Source organism: Nonomuraea sp. NPDC049709 (assembly GCF_040674815.1).
Lineage (GTDB): Bacteria > Actinomycetota > Actinomycetes > Streptosporangiales > Streptosporangiaceae > Nonomuraea.
On sequence record NZ_JBFANM010000028.1, the window covers coordinates 111,531 to 127,128 of the forward strand.

At 70.9% G+C, this 15,598-nt stretch carries 14 protein-coding genes; 9 read left to right on the plus strand and 5 right to left on the minus strand.

Going from position 1 to position 15,598, the window contains the following annotated elements; genetic code table 11:
* Window positions 1–17 precede the first annotated feature (17 nt).
* The 4 genes from AB0J69_RS27645 to AB0J69_RS27660 are packed head-to-tail and all read right to left on the minus strand — an operon-like array spanning window position 18 to window position 4,962.
* Window positions 18–1,040: an ABC transporter permease gene (locus AB0J69_RS27645; RefSeq protein WP_364122828.1), complete on the minus strand. Its 1,023-nt coding sequence runs from the start codon at window positions 1,038–1,040 to the stop codon at window positions 18–20.
* Window positions 1,033–2,550, minus strand: a complete 1,518-nt coding sequence (locus tag AB0J69_RS27650) for a sugar ABC transporter ATP-binding protein (RefSeq protein ID WP_364122830.1) — start codon at window positions 2,548–2,550, stop codon at window positions 1,033–1,035. The genes AB0J69_RS27645 and AB0J69_RS27650 overlap by 8 nt, the downstream gene beginning before the upstream one ends.
* Window positions 2,540–3,607 carry a sugar ABC transporter substrate-binding protein gene (locus AB0J69_RS27655; RefSeq protein ID WP_364122832.1) on the minus strand — a complete coding sequence of 356 codons (1,068 nt, stop codon included), beginning with the start codon at window positions 3,605–3,607 and terminating at the stop codon, window positions 2,540–2,542. The genes AB0J69_RS27650 and AB0J69_RS27655 overlap by 11 nt, the downstream gene beginning before the upstream one ends.
* 41 nt (window positions 3,608–3,648) lie before the next feature.
* Window positions 3,649–4,962, minus strand: a complete 1,314-nt coding sequence (locus AB0J69_RS27660) for an L-fuconate dehydratase (protein WP_364122834.1) — start codon at window positions 4,960–4,962, stop codon at window positions 3,649–3,651.
* A gap of 310 nt (window positions 4,963–5,272) precedes the next feature.
* On the opposite strand from AB0J69_RS27660, the gene AB0J69_RS27665 reads away from it, so the two are divergent.
* Genes AB0J69_RS27665 through larE form a run of 5 tightly spaced genes read left to right on the plus strand, consistent with a single transcriptional unit; the run spans window position 5,273 to window position 10,014 of the window.
* Window positions 5,273–6,019: a FadR/GntR family transcriptional regulator gene (locus AB0J69_RS27665; RefSeq protein WP_364122836.1), complete on the plus strand. Its 747-nt coding sequence runs from the start codon at window positions 5,273–5,275 to the stop codon at window positions 6,017–6,019.
* Window positions 6,016–7,296, plus strand: a complete 1,281-nt coding sequence (larA, locus tag AB0J69_RS27670; protein WP_364122838.1) for a nickel-dependent lactate racemase — start codon at window positions 6,016–6,018, stop codon at window positions 7,294–7,296. The genes AB0J69_RS27665 and larA overlap by 4 nt, the downstream gene beginning before the upstream one ends.
* Window positions 7,293–8,012, plus strand: coding sequence for a nickel pincer cofactor biosynthesis protein LarB (gene larB, locus AB0J69_RS27675; RefSeq protein ID WP_364122840.1), 720 nt, complete (start codon window positions 7,293–7,295; stop codon window positions 8,010–8,012). Before larA ends, larB begins: the two co-directional genes overlap by 4 nt.
* Window positions 8,009–9,178, plus strand: a complete 1,170-nt coding sequence (larC, locus tag AB0J69_RS27680; protein WP_364122842.1) for a nickel pincer cofactor biosynthesis protein LarC — start codon at window positions 8,009–8,011, stop codon at window positions 9,176–9,178. Before larB ends, larC begins: the two co-directional genes overlap by 4 nt.
* The gene (gene larE / locus AB0J69_RS27685) at window positions 9,175–10,014 is read left to right on the plus strand and encodes an ATP-dependent sacrificial sulfur transferase LarE (RefSeq protein ID WP_364122844.1); all 840 of its coding nucleotides are present in this window, start codon (window positions 9,175–9,177) and stop codon (window positions 10,012–10,014) included. The genes larC and larE overlap by 4 nt, the downstream gene beginning before the upstream one ends.
* 401 nt (window positions 10,015–10,415) lie before the next feature.
* Here larE and AB0J69_RS27690 read toward each other — a convergent pair whose 3' ends face one another.
* Window positions 10,416–11,186, minus strand: coding sequence for a FadR/GntR family transcriptional regulator (locus AB0J69_RS27690; protein ID WP_364122846.1), 771 nt, complete (start codon window positions 11,184–11,186; stop codon window positions 10,416–10,418).
* Between the two features lie 137 nt (window positions 11,187–11,323).
* On the opposite strand from AB0J69_RS27690, the gene AB0J69_RS27695 reads away from it, so the two are divergent.
* The 4 genes from AB0J69_RS27695 to AB0J69_RS27710 are packed head-to-tail and all read left to right on the plus strand — an operon-like array spanning window position 11,324 to window position 15,584.
* Window positions 11,324–12,592, plus strand: a complete 1,269-nt coding sequence (locus tag AB0J69_RS27695) for an extracellular solute-binding protein (protein ID WP_364122848.1) — start codon at window positions 11,324–11,326, stop codon at window positions 12,590–12,592.
* A 10-nt stretch (window positions 12,593–12,602) separates the two neighbouring features.
* Window positions 12,603–13,571, plus strand: a complete 969-nt coding sequence (locus tag AB0J69_RS27700; protein WP_364122850.1) for a sugar ABC transporter permease — start codon at window positions 12,603–12,605, stop codon at window positions 13,569–13,571.
* Window positions 13,571–14,398, plus strand: a complete 828-nt coding sequence (locus AB0J69_RS27705) for a carbohydrate ABC transporter permease (protein ID WP_364122852.1) — start codon at window positions 13,571–13,573, stop codon at window positions 14,396–14,398. Before AB0J69_RS27700 ends, AB0J69_RS27705 begins: the two co-directional genes overlap by 1 nt.
* A gap of 34 nt (window positions 14,399–14,432) precedes the next feature.
* The gene (locus AB0J69_RS27710; protein ID WP_364122854.1) at window positions 14,433–15,584 is read left to right on the plus strand and encodes a mandelate racemase/muconate lactonizing enzyme family protein; all 1,152 of its coding nucleotides are present in this window, start codon (window positions 14,433–14,435) and stop codon (window positions 15,582–15,584) included.
* Window positions 15,585–15,598: the final 14 nt, after the last annotated feature.

Below are 15,598 nucleotides of genomic sequence, written 5' to 3' on the forward strand. Positions count from 1 at the left end.
GGGGACGGCGCGGCGGGCTATTCCTGGACCTTGCCTCCGGTGAGGCGGGACAGGACGAGGGCGACGATGATGATCGCGCCGTTGAGGGCCTGGATCCACTGGGCGGGCACGCCGGCCAGGGTGAGGACGTTCTGGATCATGTAGAGGAGGAGGATGCCGGTGAACGCGCCGAACACCGTGCCCTTGCCGCCGTTGAGGCCGACGCCGCCGATGACGGCCGCGGCGAACACGGTGAAGATGGCGCCGTCACCCTGCGCGGCCGCCACGGAGGCGAGGTGCCCCGACATCAGCAGGCCGCCGAGCGCGGCCAGCACGCCGGCGCCCACCAGGGCGGTCCACAACACCCGGTCGGTACGGATGCCGGCCGCCTTGGCCGCGTCCACGTTTCCGCCGATGGCGTACAGGGCCCGGCCGTACTTGGTGAAGCCCAGCAGCACGATTCCGGCGGCGAACAGCAGCAGGCAGAGCCAGATCGAGGCGGGCACGCCGAGCCACAGGGCCGAGCCGAGATAGAGCATCGACGCCGGCAGGTTGAAGAAGGTCTGGCCGCCGGAGATGCCGGTGAGCAGGCCGCGCAGCACGATGAGCATGCCGAGGGTGACGATGAAGCCGTTGAGCCCGAACCGTACGATCAGCAGCGCGTTGATCACGCCGATGAGCACGCCGACGGCCAGGGTGACGGGGATCGACCAGGCGCCCGGCAGCAGGCCCAGCCCGGCACCCGAACCGGCGGCCACGGTCAGCCACGCCGCCACGCCCGGCGCGAGGCCGAACGTCGACTCCAGTGACAGGTCCATCTTGCCGGCGACCAGCACGATGGTCTGGGCCAGGACCAGCAGGGAGATCTCCGACATGGTCTGCAGGATGTTGATCAGGTTGTCGCCCTGCAGGAAGATCGGGTTGACGATCTGGCCGACGACGGCGATCGCGATGATCGCGGGGATCAGGGCGAAGTCGCGCAGCCGGGCCAGCCGTATCCGCGGGCGTTCCCGCTCGGGGGCGGCGTTCTCGGTGGCGGGCGTGAGAGTTCTCTCAGGCATCGAGCCGGACTCCTTCCATGGCCGCCACCACGTCGTGGTCGTGCCATCCGGCGGCCATCTCGGCGACGACACGGCCCTGGAACATCACCAGCAGCCGGTCGCACAGCCGCAGGTCGTCGAGTTCGTCGGAGGCGATCAGCACGCCGGTTCCCCTGGCGGCCGTTTCCTCGACCTTGCCGAGCAGGAACTCCTTGGACTTGACGTCCACCCCGGCCGTGGGAGTGATCAGCACGAGCAGCCGGGGATCGGAGGCCAGCGCCCTGGCCATGACGACCTTCTGCTGGTTGCCGCCGGACAGGCCCATCACGGGCAGGCCGGGACCGGGGGTCTTGATCGCCAGGTTGGCGATCAGCGTCCTGGCCAGCCGGTCGCGCCGCCGGTTGCTGATCAGGCCGGCCTCGCCGAGCTGGTCGGGAATGGTCATGGTGGCGTTGTCGGCGATCGACATCATCGGGACGAACCCCTGGTGGTGCCGGTCGCGGGGGACGAAGCCGACACCTGCGGCGAGCGCGTCGGGCACGCTCCCGGGACGGGGCGCGCGCCCGGCGACCTCGATCGCGCCCGAGTCGGCCGCGCGCAACCCGACGACGGTCTCGGCCAGCTCGGTCCTGCCGCTGCCGGCCGCGCCGGCCAGGCCGACGATCTCGCCGGACCGGATCTCGAAGTCGATCTCCCGGTAGGCGTCGCCGTACGTCAGGCCGCGCACGCCGAGCACCACACCGGCGCCGCCCGGCACGGCCGGCCGGGAGGACGCCTCCGCCAGGCCGGCGGCCTCTCCCGCCATCGCCGCCACCAGCTCCGCGTGCGGCAGATCGGCCACCGTGGTGGTCAGGATGTGCCGGGCGTCGCGGAAGACCGTGACCGTGTCGCAGATCTCGTAGATCTCCTGCAGGTGGTGGCTGATGAACAGGAAGGTCACCCCCTGCTCCTGCAGGGTGCGGATACGGGTGAACAGCCGGGCGATGGCGGCCGCGTCGAGCTGGGCGGTCGGCTCGTCGAGGATGATGAACCGGGCGCCGAACGACAGCGCACGGGCGATCTCCACGAACTGCCGCTGCTCGACGTCCAGTTCGCCGGCCGGCAGGCGCACGTCGACGTCCACCGACCAGGTGGCGAGCAACTCGGCCGCCTTGCGCCGCAGGGCCGCCCAGCGGACCAGCCCGAGCCGGTTCAGGTCGTGGCGGTGCAGGTAGAGGTTCTCCGCCACGGTCAGCTCGGGGATGATCGTGGACTTCTGGTAGACGCAGGCCACCCGCTGCCGCCAGGCATCGCGGTCGGCCAGGCGCGGGGCGGGCTCGCCGCCGAAGCGCACCTCGCCCTCGTCGGGCGCCTGGAGCCCGGTGAGGATCGACACAAGGGTGGACTTCCCGGCTCCGTTGCGGCCGACGAGCGCGTGGGTCTGGCCGGGCATGACGCGGATCCCGGCACGGTCCAGCGCGACGGTCTCCCCGTATCTCTTGGTGACACCCACCGCCTCGACGAGGGGTGTCACCGCCTGGTCATCCGCCAAGGTTGTTGCCCCACAGCGAGGAGTCGCCCGGCTTGACGCTCGCCACGCCCGCGTAGGTGGCGCCGTCGGCGGTGACCAGGGGCGCGGAGAGCTGGTCCTCCATCAGGCCGGGGCGCACCTGGATGATGGTGCTGTCGTGGTCGGTCGGTCCCGGCTTGAACGTCTTGCCGTCGATGGCGGCCTTGGTGTACTGCAGCGCGTACTTGGCGTACTGGTCGGCCGGCTGGGAGACGGTGGCGTCGATGTTGCCGGCGGCGATCTCCTTGAGCTCCTGGGGGATGCCGTCGTTGGAGATGACGAAGACGTGCTTGGGATCGTCCGGCGGAACCAGGAGGCCGCGCTGCTGCAGCACCTGGAGGGTGCCCGACAGGGCGAAGCTCGACTGCATGTAGACACCCTTGATGTCCGGATTGGCGGTGAGCTGGGTCTGCAGCTTCTGCGAGGCGACCGCGCCGTCCCAGTTGGTGGCCTCGCCGAACACCGTGATACCGGGGTAACTGGCCTTCATGCAGGTGTTGAACGCCTCGGTGCGGTCGCGGCCGTTGATGGAGGCCAGGTCGCCCTGGAGCATCACGACCTTGCCCTTGCCGGACAGCTTCTCGCCGAGGAACTTGCACGCCTTCTCGCCGTAGGCCCGGTTGTCGGCGCGTACCACCATGTAGGCGTCGCCCTGCTCGGGGCGGGTGTCGACCATGACGACGGGGATCTTCTTGGTGTTGAGCTGCTGGAGGGTGGGGGCCACGGCGGCGGTGTCCTGCGGCGCCAGCACGACGCCCTTGACGCCCTGGCTGATGAAGCTCTGCACGTTGGCGGTGAGCTTGGAGATGTCGTTCTGCGAGTTGGAGGTCTTCAGCTCCAGGCCGTTCTCGGCGCCGAACTGGGGGACGTACTTGATGAAGGAGTTCCAGAAGTCGGTGTCGGAGCGGGGATAGTCCACCCCGACGACCGGCTTGCCGCCTCCTGAGGCAGCCGTGCCGCCGCCTCCGCCGCCCCCGCAGGCGGTGGCCAGGCCGGCCGACAGGGCGACGGCCGTCCCTAAGGCGAGTCCTCTTCTCATGAGTGTTCCTTCCCTGTGCTGGGTGGCGGCTGGGGAGCGCGTCACATCGCACCCGCCGCGTCGGCGGCCCATTGGGGGCCGTGCGGGTAGGCGTACTCGGCGCGGGATGCCGGATGCATCTCGGCGCCCCCGCCCGGACGTGCGGGGGCGAGGTACCGGCCGCCCCGGATCACGACCGGGTCGGTGAAGTGGTCGTGCAGATGGTCGATGTACTCGATGACGCGGTCCTCGGTGGTGCCGCTGACGGCCACGTAGTCGAACATCGACAGATGCTGGACCATCTCGCACAGGCCGACGCCGCCCGCGTGCGGGCACACCGGCACCCCGAACTTGGCGGCCAGCAGGAGGATGGCGATGTTCTCGTTGACGCCGGCGACTCTGGCGGCGTCGAGCTGCAGGATGTCGATCGCGCCCGCCTGCAGGAGCTGCTTGAACATCACCCGGTTGTGGGTGTGCTCGCCGGTGGCGACCTTGATGGGCGCCACCTGCTTGCGGATGGCGGCGTGGCCGAGCACGTCGTCGGGCGAGGTGGGCTCCTCGATCCAGTACAGGTCGAACTCGGCGAGTGGGGCCAGCCACTCGATCGCTTGCCCGACGTTCCACGCCTGGTTGGCGTCCACGGCGATGCGCACATCGGGGCCGACCGTCTCGCGGGCCAGCCGCAGGCGCCGGACGTCCTCGGCCAGGTCGGCGCCGACTTTCAGCTTGATCTGGCGGAACCCGTCGGCGACCGCCTCCTCCGCCAGCCGGGCCAGCTTGTCGTCGGTGTAGCCGAGCCAGCCGGGAGTGGTGGTGTAGGCGGGGTAGCCCTCGGCCAGCAGGCGTGCGCGGCGCTCGGCCCGGCCCGGCTCGGCGCCGCGCAGGATGGCCAGCGCCTCCTCCCGGGTGAGCGCGTCCTCCAGGTAGCGGAAGTCGACGACGTCGACGATCTCCTCCGGTGGCAGCTCCGACAGCAGCCGCCACAGCGGCTTGCCCGCCCTGCGCGCGCGAAGGTCCCACAGGGCGTTGAGCACGGCTCCGGCCGCCATGTGGATGACGCCCTTCTCCGGACCGAGCCAGCGCAGCTGGCTGTCGCCGGTGAGCCGGCGGGACACCCCGCCCAGATCGCCGAGCACCTCGGCCACCGGCCGCCCGGTGACCAGCGGCGCCAGCGACTCCACGGCGGCGACGGCGATCTCGTTGCCGCGCCCGACGGTGAAGGCGAGCCCGTGCCCTTCCTGCCCGTCGCCGGTCCGCACGATCACGTACGCGGCTGAGTAGTCGGGCTCGGGGTTCATGGCGTCGGAGCCGTCGAGGTCCCGTGAGGTGGGGAAACGGATGTCGTGGGCCTCGATGGCGGTGATCAGCTCGGCCACGACGGCCGCCCTTGGTGATGTTGACGCACGAAGGTGTCCCTCCATGGGATGTTTCGGGGAAGTGAAGCTGTCTTCACCACACCGACATGGGATGTCTTTGTAATCCTCGCGAGGGCGGCGTGTCTAGACCTCCCAGGGAATACCGGCAAAATCGCGCATCGAGCGCCCCCGGCGCACCTCATGCGATGAGCAGACAACCCATGTCTGGGCATCCATATGCCCCAATCTCTCTTGAACATAGGATGTCTGTTATGTTTCCCAGGGTGACGCGCGTGCCGATCGAGCGACTCCGTGCCTGGAGGTCGCCCGCATGTCCCTGACCGACGAGGCGATCTCCCGCATCCGGGCCCTCATCCAGTCGGGCGAGCTGCCACCGGGGGCGCGGCTGCCGCCGGAGCACCAGCTCGCCGCCCAGCTCGGCGTCTCCCGAAACCCGTTGCGCGAGGCGGTCAAGGCGCTGGTCGTGGCCCGGGTGCTCGACGTACGGCGGGGCGACGGCACCTTCGTGACCAGCCTGGAGCCGCGGCTGTTGCTGGAAGGGCTCGGACTGGCCGTCGAGCTGCTGCGCGACGACACCCTGCTGGAGATCGTCCAGGTACGGCGGATGCTCGAGCCCGCGGCGACCGCCCTCGCCGCGTCCCGGATCTCCGCCGAGCAACTCGACGAGATCGGCGAGCACCTGAACGCGATGCGCGCCGCCTGCGACGACGTGGAGAAGCTGAACCACCACGACGCCGCCTTCCACCGCGCCGTCGTGCGGGCGACCGGCAACGAGACGCTGTCCACCCTGCTCGACGGAATCTCCGGCCGCACGCTGCGGATGCGGGTGTGGCGCGGCACGGTGGAGGCCGGCAGCTCGCACAAGACCGTCGCCGAGCACGAGGCGATCTACGACGCCCTGGCCGCCGGCGACGCGACGCTCGCCCAGGCCGCGGCGCTCATGCACATCGGCACGACCGAGACCTGGCTGCGCTCGGTGCTGGGGGACGTCGAGGACTCCCGGGACCAGGGTGTGAACTTCGAGGGCTCCCAGCCCGGCGAGGAGGAGACACGATGAAGGTCCGCCTGGCCTACGGGGAGAGCGGCCTGACGGTCGAGCTGCCCGACGAGGCCACCACGGTGGTCACCCCCGTCCACCACGCTGCCGCTCACGACCAGGCCGGCGTGCTGCGGACCGCCTTGCGCGAACCGGTGTCGGGGCCGCCGCTGCGCGAGCGGGTACGGCCCGGCCAGACCGTCGCCATCTCGGCCTGCGACGGCACCCGCCCCCAGCCGCGGCACCTGATGATCCCGGCGATCCTCGCCGAGCTCGACGGCATCGTCGACCTCGACGACGTGACCATCCTCGTCGCGACCGGCACCCATCGCGGCAACACGGAGCCCGAGCTGCGCGCGATGTTCGGCGACGCCGTCGTGGACTCCGTCCGGATCGTCAACCACGACGCCCGCGACCCCGGCTCGCTCACCTATCTCGGCCGCTTCGGGAAAGACGTGCCGGTCTGGCTGAACACCGCCTGGGTCCAGGCGGACGTGCGGATCACCACCGGCTTCGTGGAGCCGCACTTCTTCGCCGGCTTCTCCGGCGGCCCCAAGCTGGTCGCCCCCGGCCTGGCCGCGCTGGAGACCGTGCTCACCCTGCACGACGCCACCCGGATCGGCGATCCCCGGGCCACCTGGGGGGTGATCGAGGGCAATCCCGTGCACGACGACGTGCGGGCCATCGCCGAGGGCACCGGGGTCACCTTCGCCCTCGACGTGATCCTGAACCGGGACAAGGACATCGTGGCGGCCTTCGGCGGCGACATCCTGCCCATGCACGCCGAGGCCACCGCCACCGCCCGCCGGGTCGCCATGCGCCGGGTGGAGGCACCCTTCGACGTGGTGGTCACCACCAACTCCGGCTACCCCCTCGACCAGAACCTCTACCAGTCGGTCAAGGGCATGGCGGCGGCGTTCCAGGTGGTGCGGCCGGGCGGCGTGATCGTCTGCGCGGCCGAGTGCCGCGACGGCTTCCCCGACCACGGCTCCTACCGCGAGGTGCTGGCCTCGGAGCCCTCCCCGCAGGCGCTGCTCGACGCGATCGCCGCCCGGCCGGTGACCGTCCCCGACCAGTGGCAGGTGCAGATCCAGGCGCGTATCCAGGCGGGCGCGCGGGTGGTCGTGCACACCTCCTACCTCAGCGACGCCGACCTGGCGGCCGCCCACCTCGAACGGACCGGCGACATCACCGCCACGGTGGCCGAGGCGCTGGCCGCCGCCGGCCCGGGCGCCCGCGTGTGCGTGCTGCCGGAGGGTCCGCAGACCATCCCCTACCTGGCCGGCGGCCCGGCATGAGCGAACGGGTGGCGGACCTGGGGTTCGCCCGGGTCGACCTGGACCGGCAGGCCCGCCAGGGGGCACCCGAAGTCGTCTACGGGCCGGGCAAGACCGCCGAAGAGATCGTCGCGATCGTGTCCGCCCTGCTCGCCGGCAACACCGGCCCGGTGCTGGCCACGCGGGTCGAGAGCGCCGCCGCCGAGGCGGTCCTGGCGGCCGTGCCGGGAGGAGCCTACGAACCCGCGGCGCGACTGCTGGTGTGGCGGCCGGCGCGGACCGGGTCCTTCGAGGTCGTGGTGGTCACGGCGGGCACGTCCGACGGGCCGGTGGCGGCCGAGGCGGCGGCCGTGGCCCGGGCGCTGGGGCTGGCCGTCACCGTCGTGCGCGACGTGGGCGTGGCGGGCATCCACCGGCTGCTCGCCGAGACCGGCCGGCTGCGCGCGGCCGACGCGGTGATCGTGGTGGCGGGCATGGAGGGCGCGCTGGCCAGCGCCGTCGGCGGCCTCGTGGCGGCGCCGGTGATCGCCGTACCCACCTCCGTCGGGTACGGCGCGGCTCTGGAGGGCGTCACCGCCCTGCTGGCGATGTTGTCCTCGTGCGCGGCCGGCCTCACCGTGGTCAACATCGACTCCGGCTTCGGTGCCGCCATGGCCGCGCATCGCCTCGCCCATGCCACCACCCGCCGCACCACCCCGGCGGGTACGCAGGTCGCGCGGCCGGGAGGACGGCGGTGATCTGCCGGCTCAACCCGTTCACGGGGCTGGCCGGGGACATGCTGCTGGCGGCACTGATCGACGTGGGCGCGCCGCTGGACGGGATCCGGGCGGCCGTGGCGTCGACCGGTCTCACCGGGTGGGAGCTGACGGCCGCGCGGGTGCTCACCCACGGGCTGGCGGCGACCCGGGTACGCGTCGTGGTCACCGACACGGCGACCGAGCGACGGGCCGCCGAGCTGATCTCCATGGCCGGGGCCGCCCGGCCGGAACCGGTCGCCTCCCTCGCCACCGCCGCGCTGCGGGCGATCGGCGAGGCGGAGGGCCGGATCCACGGGAGCGACCCCGCCCAGGTGCACCTGCACGAGCTGGGCGGCCACGACGCGCTCGTGGACATCGTCGGCGTGGCCGCCGCGCTGCACCTGCTCGGCGTGACGGCGGTGCACTGTGCCCCGGTCCCCCTCGGCACCGGCACGGTGAGCACCCGGCACGGCGTGCTGCCCGTCCCGGCCCCCGCGACCATCGCCCTGCTCGAAGGAGCCCTGGTCACCGGAAGCGACCTGGGCGGCGAGACCGTGACGCCCACGGGGGCGGCGCTGCTGCGGGCCATGCGGGTGCGGTACGACCCGCCGCCGGCGATGACCCCCGTGGCGACCGGCTACGGCGCGGGCAGCAGGAAGCTGTCCGACCGCCCGAACGTCGTCGCGGTCACCCTGGCCGAGCCCGCCCGCGACGCCGGTCTCGAGCCGCTGGTCGTGCTGGAGACCAACCTGGACGACATCACGGGCGAGGTGCTCGGCCACACGATCGCCCGGGCCCTGGACGCGGGTGCTCTGGACGCCTGGGCGACCGCGGCGACCATGAAGAAGGGCCGGCCGGCGTACGTGTTGCACGTGCTGTGCCGCCGCCCCGCCGTACCGGTCCTGCGCGAGCTGGTCTTCGCCGAGACCGGCGCACTCGGCGTGCGCGAGGTCGCGGTCGAGCGTACGGCTCTGCGCCGGCACACCACTGAGGTGGAGCTGGAAGGTCATCGCGTACGCGTCAAGCACGGACCCCACTCCGCGAAGCCGGAGCACGACGATGTGGCCGCCGCCTCGGCCGCCCTCGGCCTGTCCCTGCGCGAGACGGCGGCCAGGGCCCTGCGCCTGGCACAGCAGCGACCCCCGGCAGTGGAGAGTCCAGATTGACCACCGAATTGACCACTGACGACAAGGTCATGGTGCTGCTCGACCGGCTGGCGGGCCTGTCCTCGCTCGCCGTCGCCTTCTCCGGCGGGGCCGACTCCGCGCTGGTGCTGGCGGCGGCGGTCCGGGCGCTCGGGACCGGCCGGGTGCTGGCCGTGACGGCGGTGTCCGACAGCCTGGCGGCCGAGGAGCTCGATGTGGCCCGGCGGTTCGCCGCCTCTCTCGGCGTACGGCACCTACTGCCCCATACCGCCGAGGCGGCCAATCCCGGCTACCGGGCCAACGGGCGTGACCGCTGCTACTTCTGCAAGTCGGAGGTGCTGGACGTGATCACCCGGGTGGCGGCGGAGCACGGCTTCGCAAACACCGCCACCGGCACCAACGCCGACGACGCGGTGGACCCGTTCCGGCCGGGGATCAGGGCCGCCGACGAGCGCGGGGTGCTCGCACCGCTGCGGGACGCCGGTCTCACCAAGGCCGAGGTACGGCGGACCAGCAAGGCGTGGGGCCTGGTCACCTGGGACAAGCCGGCCGCGCCGTGCCTGGCCAGCCGGGTGGCCTACGGCGTGGAGGTGACGCCGGCCCGGCTGCACCGGATCGAGGCGGCCGAGCGGGTGGTGCGCGACCTGCTGGTCCGGGCCGGCCTGCCGGTCACCGACCTGCGGGTCCGCGATCTCGGCGACCGGGTCCGGGTGGAGCTGGACGCCGGCCTGGTGCCCCGGGCCGCCGATCTGCCGGGTCTGGCGCCGGCCGTACGTGACGCGGGCTTCCACGGCGCCCAGGTGGACGTGGCGGCCTTCCGCTCCGGCGCCCTGAACATCGAGCCGCTCCGATCGTGACCGTCCCATCGGTGGGCGCCAGATCGTTCGCACCGCGTACCGCGCCATGTGCCGGGCCTGGTCATCACGCCCGCCTCTCGTCGTGGCCGACGGCACCAACCCCGCAGCCGAACGGCCGCACGTCGTCGTCCACCGGCCGGCGGGGCTACCTCTGCTTCTCCGAGCAGCTGCCCGACCTGGAGGCGGTGAGCAGGGCGTGGAGGTCCGGCACACGACGGCCGCTCGGGCACGGGCCGACTTCGGCGGCACCCGCGCGCCGAAGATCCGCATCCGCTGGCCGGCGCTGCGCAGGCGGGCGATCGCGCCGGGGAAGCGGTGCTCCCCGGCGGTGGAGGCGGCGATGAGCGGGACGCAAGGCCGGGACGGCCGGGGCTCGCGCCGGGCGAGAGCGCGACGGCGCGCTAACGCTGCAGGCGCACGGGGGCGCTGGATGCGCTGCGCCGGACGAGCCAGGCCTCGGTGATGTGGGTGAACATCGCTTCGGCGGCACCATCGGAGTCGTGGGCGGCGATGCGTTCGTAGATGCGGCGATGGCCCTGGTTGGACGCCACGCACAGGGCACGTTCGGGCTTGCCCAGGTATCGGGCGGTGTTGATCACCTGGCTCTCCAGCGCGCGCACCACGCCGCGGGCGATGCGGTTTCCGGACGCCTGCATGATCGTGTCGTGGAAGGCGCGGTCGTGGTCGGCGTAGGTGACGTGGTCGTCCACGAGCTCGTCCATCCGGTCCACCAGCGTGCGCAGCCGCTCGATGGTGTCCTCGTCCGCCACCCGGGCGGCGAGGTAGGCCATGTCGGACTCGAGCAGGCGGCGGGTGACGACGAGGTCGTCGAGGATCCCCAGACTCTCGTCCATGTCGATGGTCGCCGCCAGGACGAGCTCGTCGAGCATGTCCCACATCGTGGGCGGGGTCACCATGGTGCCCGCACCCTGTCGGACCTGCACGAGCCCCTTCTCCTGGAGGATCTTCACGGCCTCACGGACGACGGTCCGGCTCACCGAGAAGGTCTCGCACAGCACAGGCTCGGGGGGAAGGGGTGTGCCGGGCGGGTGCACGCCGCGGACGATGCGCTCCACGAGCTCCGCTGTCACCGCCTTGCCCAGGCTGGCCGGTCGTCGGACCCATGCGGGCGGCACGGGGACGCTGCCGGGCGATTCCTGCGATGCCGTCATATCTTCCTCCGGTGACCTGCTAGGTCAGCGCCCATCGCGTCAGTATATGTCATCCGTATTGACAGCATACGTCATACGAATTATGTTTCCGGGACGACGGCCGGGAACGCCGGCCGCGCTCTGGAGAGTGAAGAGCTATGAAGCAGCGAACACTCTGGTCAGTCGTCCTTGCCACGGGGCTGGCCGTTACCGGCTGCGGAAGCGCCGCACCGACGCAGTCCTCCCCCGCGGAGTCCAAGAGCAAGATCGTGGTGTGGGACTGGAAATCCGGTGAACCGGGCGTGACCGCCTACATCGAGAAGGCGAAGGCCGACTTCGCCGCGAAGCATCCCGATGTCACCGTCGAGTTCGTGGCCCAGCCGTTCGATCAGTACTACACCCTGCTGGGCGCGGCCGCCCAGTCGGGCAAGGGCCCCGACGTCATGCTGTTCAACGGCGGCGGGCAGATCCGCGACCGGGTCGACGGGCTCCTGCCGCTGGACCAGTACGTGGCCGAGGACAAGCAGCGACTGGCGGGCTGGGACGCCTTCAGCAAGGACGGCACGATCTATGCCGCCCCGGTGACCTTGCAGGGCCATCCGATCTACTACAACAAGTCGATCTATCAGAAGGCGGGGCTGGATCCGGCGAATCCGCCAAAGACGTGGGACGAGTTCGTCAGCGGCTGCGCCGCCATCAAGAAGGCGGCCGGCGCCAAGTGCTTCGCCCTCGGCAACAAGGAAGGCTTCGGGATCCAGTTCTTCATGTCGGGCCTCGGGCCGGGCATCCTGACGCCCAAGGAGTACGACGACTGGATCGCCGGAAAACGCGACTGGACCTCTCCCCATGTGAAGGAGATCTTCAGCCTGTGGAAGAAGGTCAACGACGACGGCCTGAACAACGACGGCGCCAACTCCACCGCGCTCTTCAACGACGCGTTCGCGGTCTTCAACACCGGTAAGGCCGCCAACATCATCGGGCTGATGTCGGATATCGGGCACTGGAAGGACTTCGGCGAATTCCTGGGCGCCGACCAGGTCGGCGTCATGACCGCGCCGGCGGTCACCAGCGGGGCCACGCCCGTCCTCCCCTACGACGGAGGCATCGGTTACGGGGTCGCCAAGACGACCAAGGACCCCCAACTGGCCGCCGACCTGGTGCGGTCGCTGACCTCGACCGGCGCACTGACCGCCTTCTACACCGGCGCGGGCGCGATCACCTCCGACACCACGATCGACGTGTCGCAGGGCGCTCCCGCCGTGGCCGCGATCGTGCCCCAGATCAAGGACGGCAAGCCCGCACTGCATGTCGCGTTGTCCTCCAAGACCCTGGACCTGATGGGCAGGCTGTCCCAGCAGCTCCTGAGCGGGTCGGTGAACGTCGACGAAGCGGTGAAGCAACTGGCCGCTTCGGACAAGGCGAGCTGATCGCGTGCCGATGGGAGGTTCGTCACCGGGGGTCCGCTCGGCCGCGGCGGAGCGGACCCCCGGAGCGAGGTTCGAGCGACCGGGACGCCACAGCAGCACCGGAAAGACGCCCCGCGGGGCGCGGGCCGAGCGTCTCGCGCCCTTCGTCCTGGTGGCTCCGGCCGTACTGATCATCGTGGCGCTGCGGTTGTGGCCGCTGCTGCTGGGCGTCAACTTCTCCTTCACCGGCGACGGCGAGCGTAACGGGACCTCTGTCGGCTTCGACAACTACGTGCAACTGCTCGACGATCCGTTGTTCCGCATCGCACTGCGCAACGTCGGGCTGCTGGTGGTCCTGCTTCCCGTTGCGGTGGCGATCCCCGGCCTGCTGGCGACGTTCATCTACCTGCGGGTGCCCGGGCACCGGGTCTTCCGCGGCGTCTACTTCTTCCCGGCCGTGCTCTCACCGGTGATCGTCGGTGCGATCTTCAACCTGATGCTCGGCTTCGACGGCCCGTTGAACGCCGCCCTGGGAGCGATCGGCCTCGGCCCCATCGACTGGCTCGGCGACCCGGGCGTCGCCATGTTCACGGTCATCGGCGTGCACGTCTGGGCGACGTTCGGGATGGCCCTGGTGGTGTTCCTCGCCGGATTCTCCACCCTGGACGCCGCGCTCCTGGACGCCGCCCGGATCGACGGCGCGTCGCTGCCCCGGATCATCTGGCATGTCATCATCCCGGGTCTGTCCCGCACCATCCAGTTCGTCTTCGTCACGACCATGATCGGAATGCTGACGTCCATGTTCGGCCTGCTGTACGTCATGACCAGCGGCGGCCCGGAAGGTTCGACGTACCTGCCGGAGTTCTACGTCTGGATCCAGCAGGGACGGATGAACCGCCCGGCACTCGCCTCGGCCGCGTCGACGGTGCTGTTCCTCATCATGCTCGTGGTCGGGATCCTCCAGGTGAGCGTGCTCCGCCGCGCGGGGAGGGAAGACTGATGCCTACCAAGCGCCTGGGCCGGTGGATGGTCGCCGTCCCGATGGCACTCCTCGCGCTGGCGACCGTCTATCCCCTCGTGTTCACCAGCAACGTCGCCATGAAGACCCGGCGGGAGTACATCCTCGACCGCTTCTCCCCCACGACCTCCCTGCACCTGGAGAACATCGCCGCGGCGTGGAACAGCGTCGGCATGGCGCGCTACTTCGCCAACTCGCTCATCGTGGTGACGGTCTCGGTGGTCCTGCTGCTGCTCTTCGGGTCGATGGCCGGCTTCGCGCTGAGTCAGCTGCGGTTCCGCGGCTCCACCGCGCTGTTCCTGGGCTGTCTGGCGGCGCTGTTCATCCCGTTCCAGGTGATCATGGTGCCGTTGGCCCGGATCATGGCGGACAGCGGCCTCATCGACACCTACCCGGGACTGATCCTGGCCTACGTCGCGCAGTTCCTCCCGTTCACCATCTTCCTGATGACGAGCCACTACCGGACCATCCCCGTGGAGATCGTCCACGCGGCCCGCATCGACGGGAACACCACCTACGGCGTCTACCGGCGGATCATGATCCCGCTCGGCGCTCCGGCCCTGCTGTCGGTCGGCATCCTCGATGCCCTGTTCTGCTGGAACGACGTGCTCATCGCCCTGCTGATGATGCCGTCGCCGGAGCATCGCACCCTCATGGTCGGGGTCACCTCGCTGCGCGGACAATACTCGGACAACATCCCCCAGTTCGCCTCAGGAGTTCTGATCGCCGCGATACCCGTCCTGTTGCTCTATCTCTTCCTTCAGCGTCAGATCGCCGACGGTGTCACCGCCGGCTCCACGAAGGGCTGACATGCGGATCTCGGGGTATCGCACGTTGACGACGGTGCATGAATGGGGCCGGCCCGTCGGTGATGCCAACGGCGTCTACGCCGACGGCAACGTGCCGGTCCCGATCATCATGGTTCACACCGACGAGGGGATCACCGGCGTCGGCCTCGGGCCGCACACGCACCTCGACACCATTTTCGCCGCCATCGAAGGCGAGGATCCGCGCGGCGTCACGGCGCTCTACGACCGCATGTTGCGGCAGACCTTCAAGGCCGGCCACGCGGGCGCCGTGTTCGGGACCATCGGCGCACTCGACACCGCCCTGTGGGACATCAAGGCGCAGGCAGCCGGCGAACCGCTGTGGCGCCTGCTGGGCGGTCGCGACAGGCGGGTCCCCGCCTACGCCTCCGGACTGGACATCGGCCTGACCGACGAGGAACTCGTCTCCCTCTACCAGGTCTACGCCGGGCACGGGCTACGGGCGGCCAAGCTCAAGGGCGGCCTCGACATCGAACGCGACCGGCACCGCCTGACGCTGATACGAGAGGTCCTGACCGAGGCCGCGCACGGATCGCGGCCGGGCCTGATACTCGACGTGAACGAGGCCTGGACCCGCAAGCAGGCGGTCCGGCACGTCTGCGAGCTCGAACGCACCCTGGACCTGATCTGGATCGAGGAGCCGGTCCGGCGATGGGACGCCGAAGGCTTGGCCGTCGTCAGCCGCGGGGTCCGCGCCTCGGTCGCCACGGGTGAGAACCTCACCGGGCTCGAACAGTATCGGCCGCTGCTGGCCGCCGGGGCCGTCGACATCGTCCAGATGGCGGCCGTCTGGGGGATCACCCATTTCCTGCGGGTGTCCGCTCTGGCGCACGCCCACGACCTGCCGGTCAGCCCGATCGGCACCACCCCGATCGGGCTCCTGCACGCCGCGACCTCCGTACCGAACCACATGATCAGCGAACTGCAGGACCTGCGGCCACCACTCGGCGTGTCCGTCGACCTGACCGTCGAGGATGGCGCGTTCATCCTCGGGAACTCCGCGGGCCTGGGCATCACGATCGACGAGGACGCGCTCACCTCGTCCACCCGCCGGCCGGACGGCGCCATGACGGCCGGCACCCCCAACGTCCGGCCCGAGCACGCCGGGCGGCGACTGCTGGCGGTGGCCGATCACAGCGCCGCACCACAGCACCGGTCCACCCCCTGACCCCGGAACCCGCG

Excerpts from the sequence above, each read along its gene's own strand:
- AB0J69_RS27655 (WP_364122832.1), bottom strand. The coding sequence starts at position 3,607 with ATGAGAAGAGGACTCGCCTTAGGGACGGCCGTCGCCCTGTCGGCCGGC.
- AB0J69_RS27665 (WP_364122836.1), top strand. The coding sequence starts at position 5,273 with ATGTCCCTGACCGACGAGGCGATCTCCCGCATCCGGGCCCTCATCCAG.
- larB (WP_364122840.1), top strand. The coding sequence starts at position 7,293 with ATGAGCGAACGGGTGGCGGACCTGGGGTTCGCCCGGGTCGACCTGGAC.
- AB0J69_RS27690 (WP_364122846.1), bottom strand. The coding sequence starts at position 11,186 with ATGACGGCATCGCAGGAATCGCCCGGCAGCGTCCCCGTGCCGCCCGCA.
- AB0J69_RS27700 (WP_364122850.1), top strand. The coding sequence starts at position 12,603 with ATGGGAGGTTCGTCACCGGGGGTCCGCTCGGCCGCGGCGGAGCGGACC.
- AB0J69_RS27645 (WP_364122828.1), bottom strand. The coding sequence starts at position 1,040 with ATGCCTGAGAGAACTCTCACGCCCGCCACCGAGAACGCCGCCCCCGAG.
- AB0J69_RS27705 (WP_364122852.1), top strand. The coding sequence starts at position 13,571 with ATGCCTACCAAGCGCCTGGGCCGGTGGATGGTCGCCGTCCCGATGGCA.
- larA (WP_364122838.1), top strand. The coding sequence starts at position 6,016 with ATGAAGGTCCGCCTGGCCTACGGGGAGAGCGGCCTGACGGTCGAGCTG.
- AB0J69_RS27695 (WP_364122848.1), top strand. The coding sequence starts at position 11,324 with ATGAAGCAGCGAACACTCTGGTCAGTCGTCCTTGCCACGGGGCTGGCC.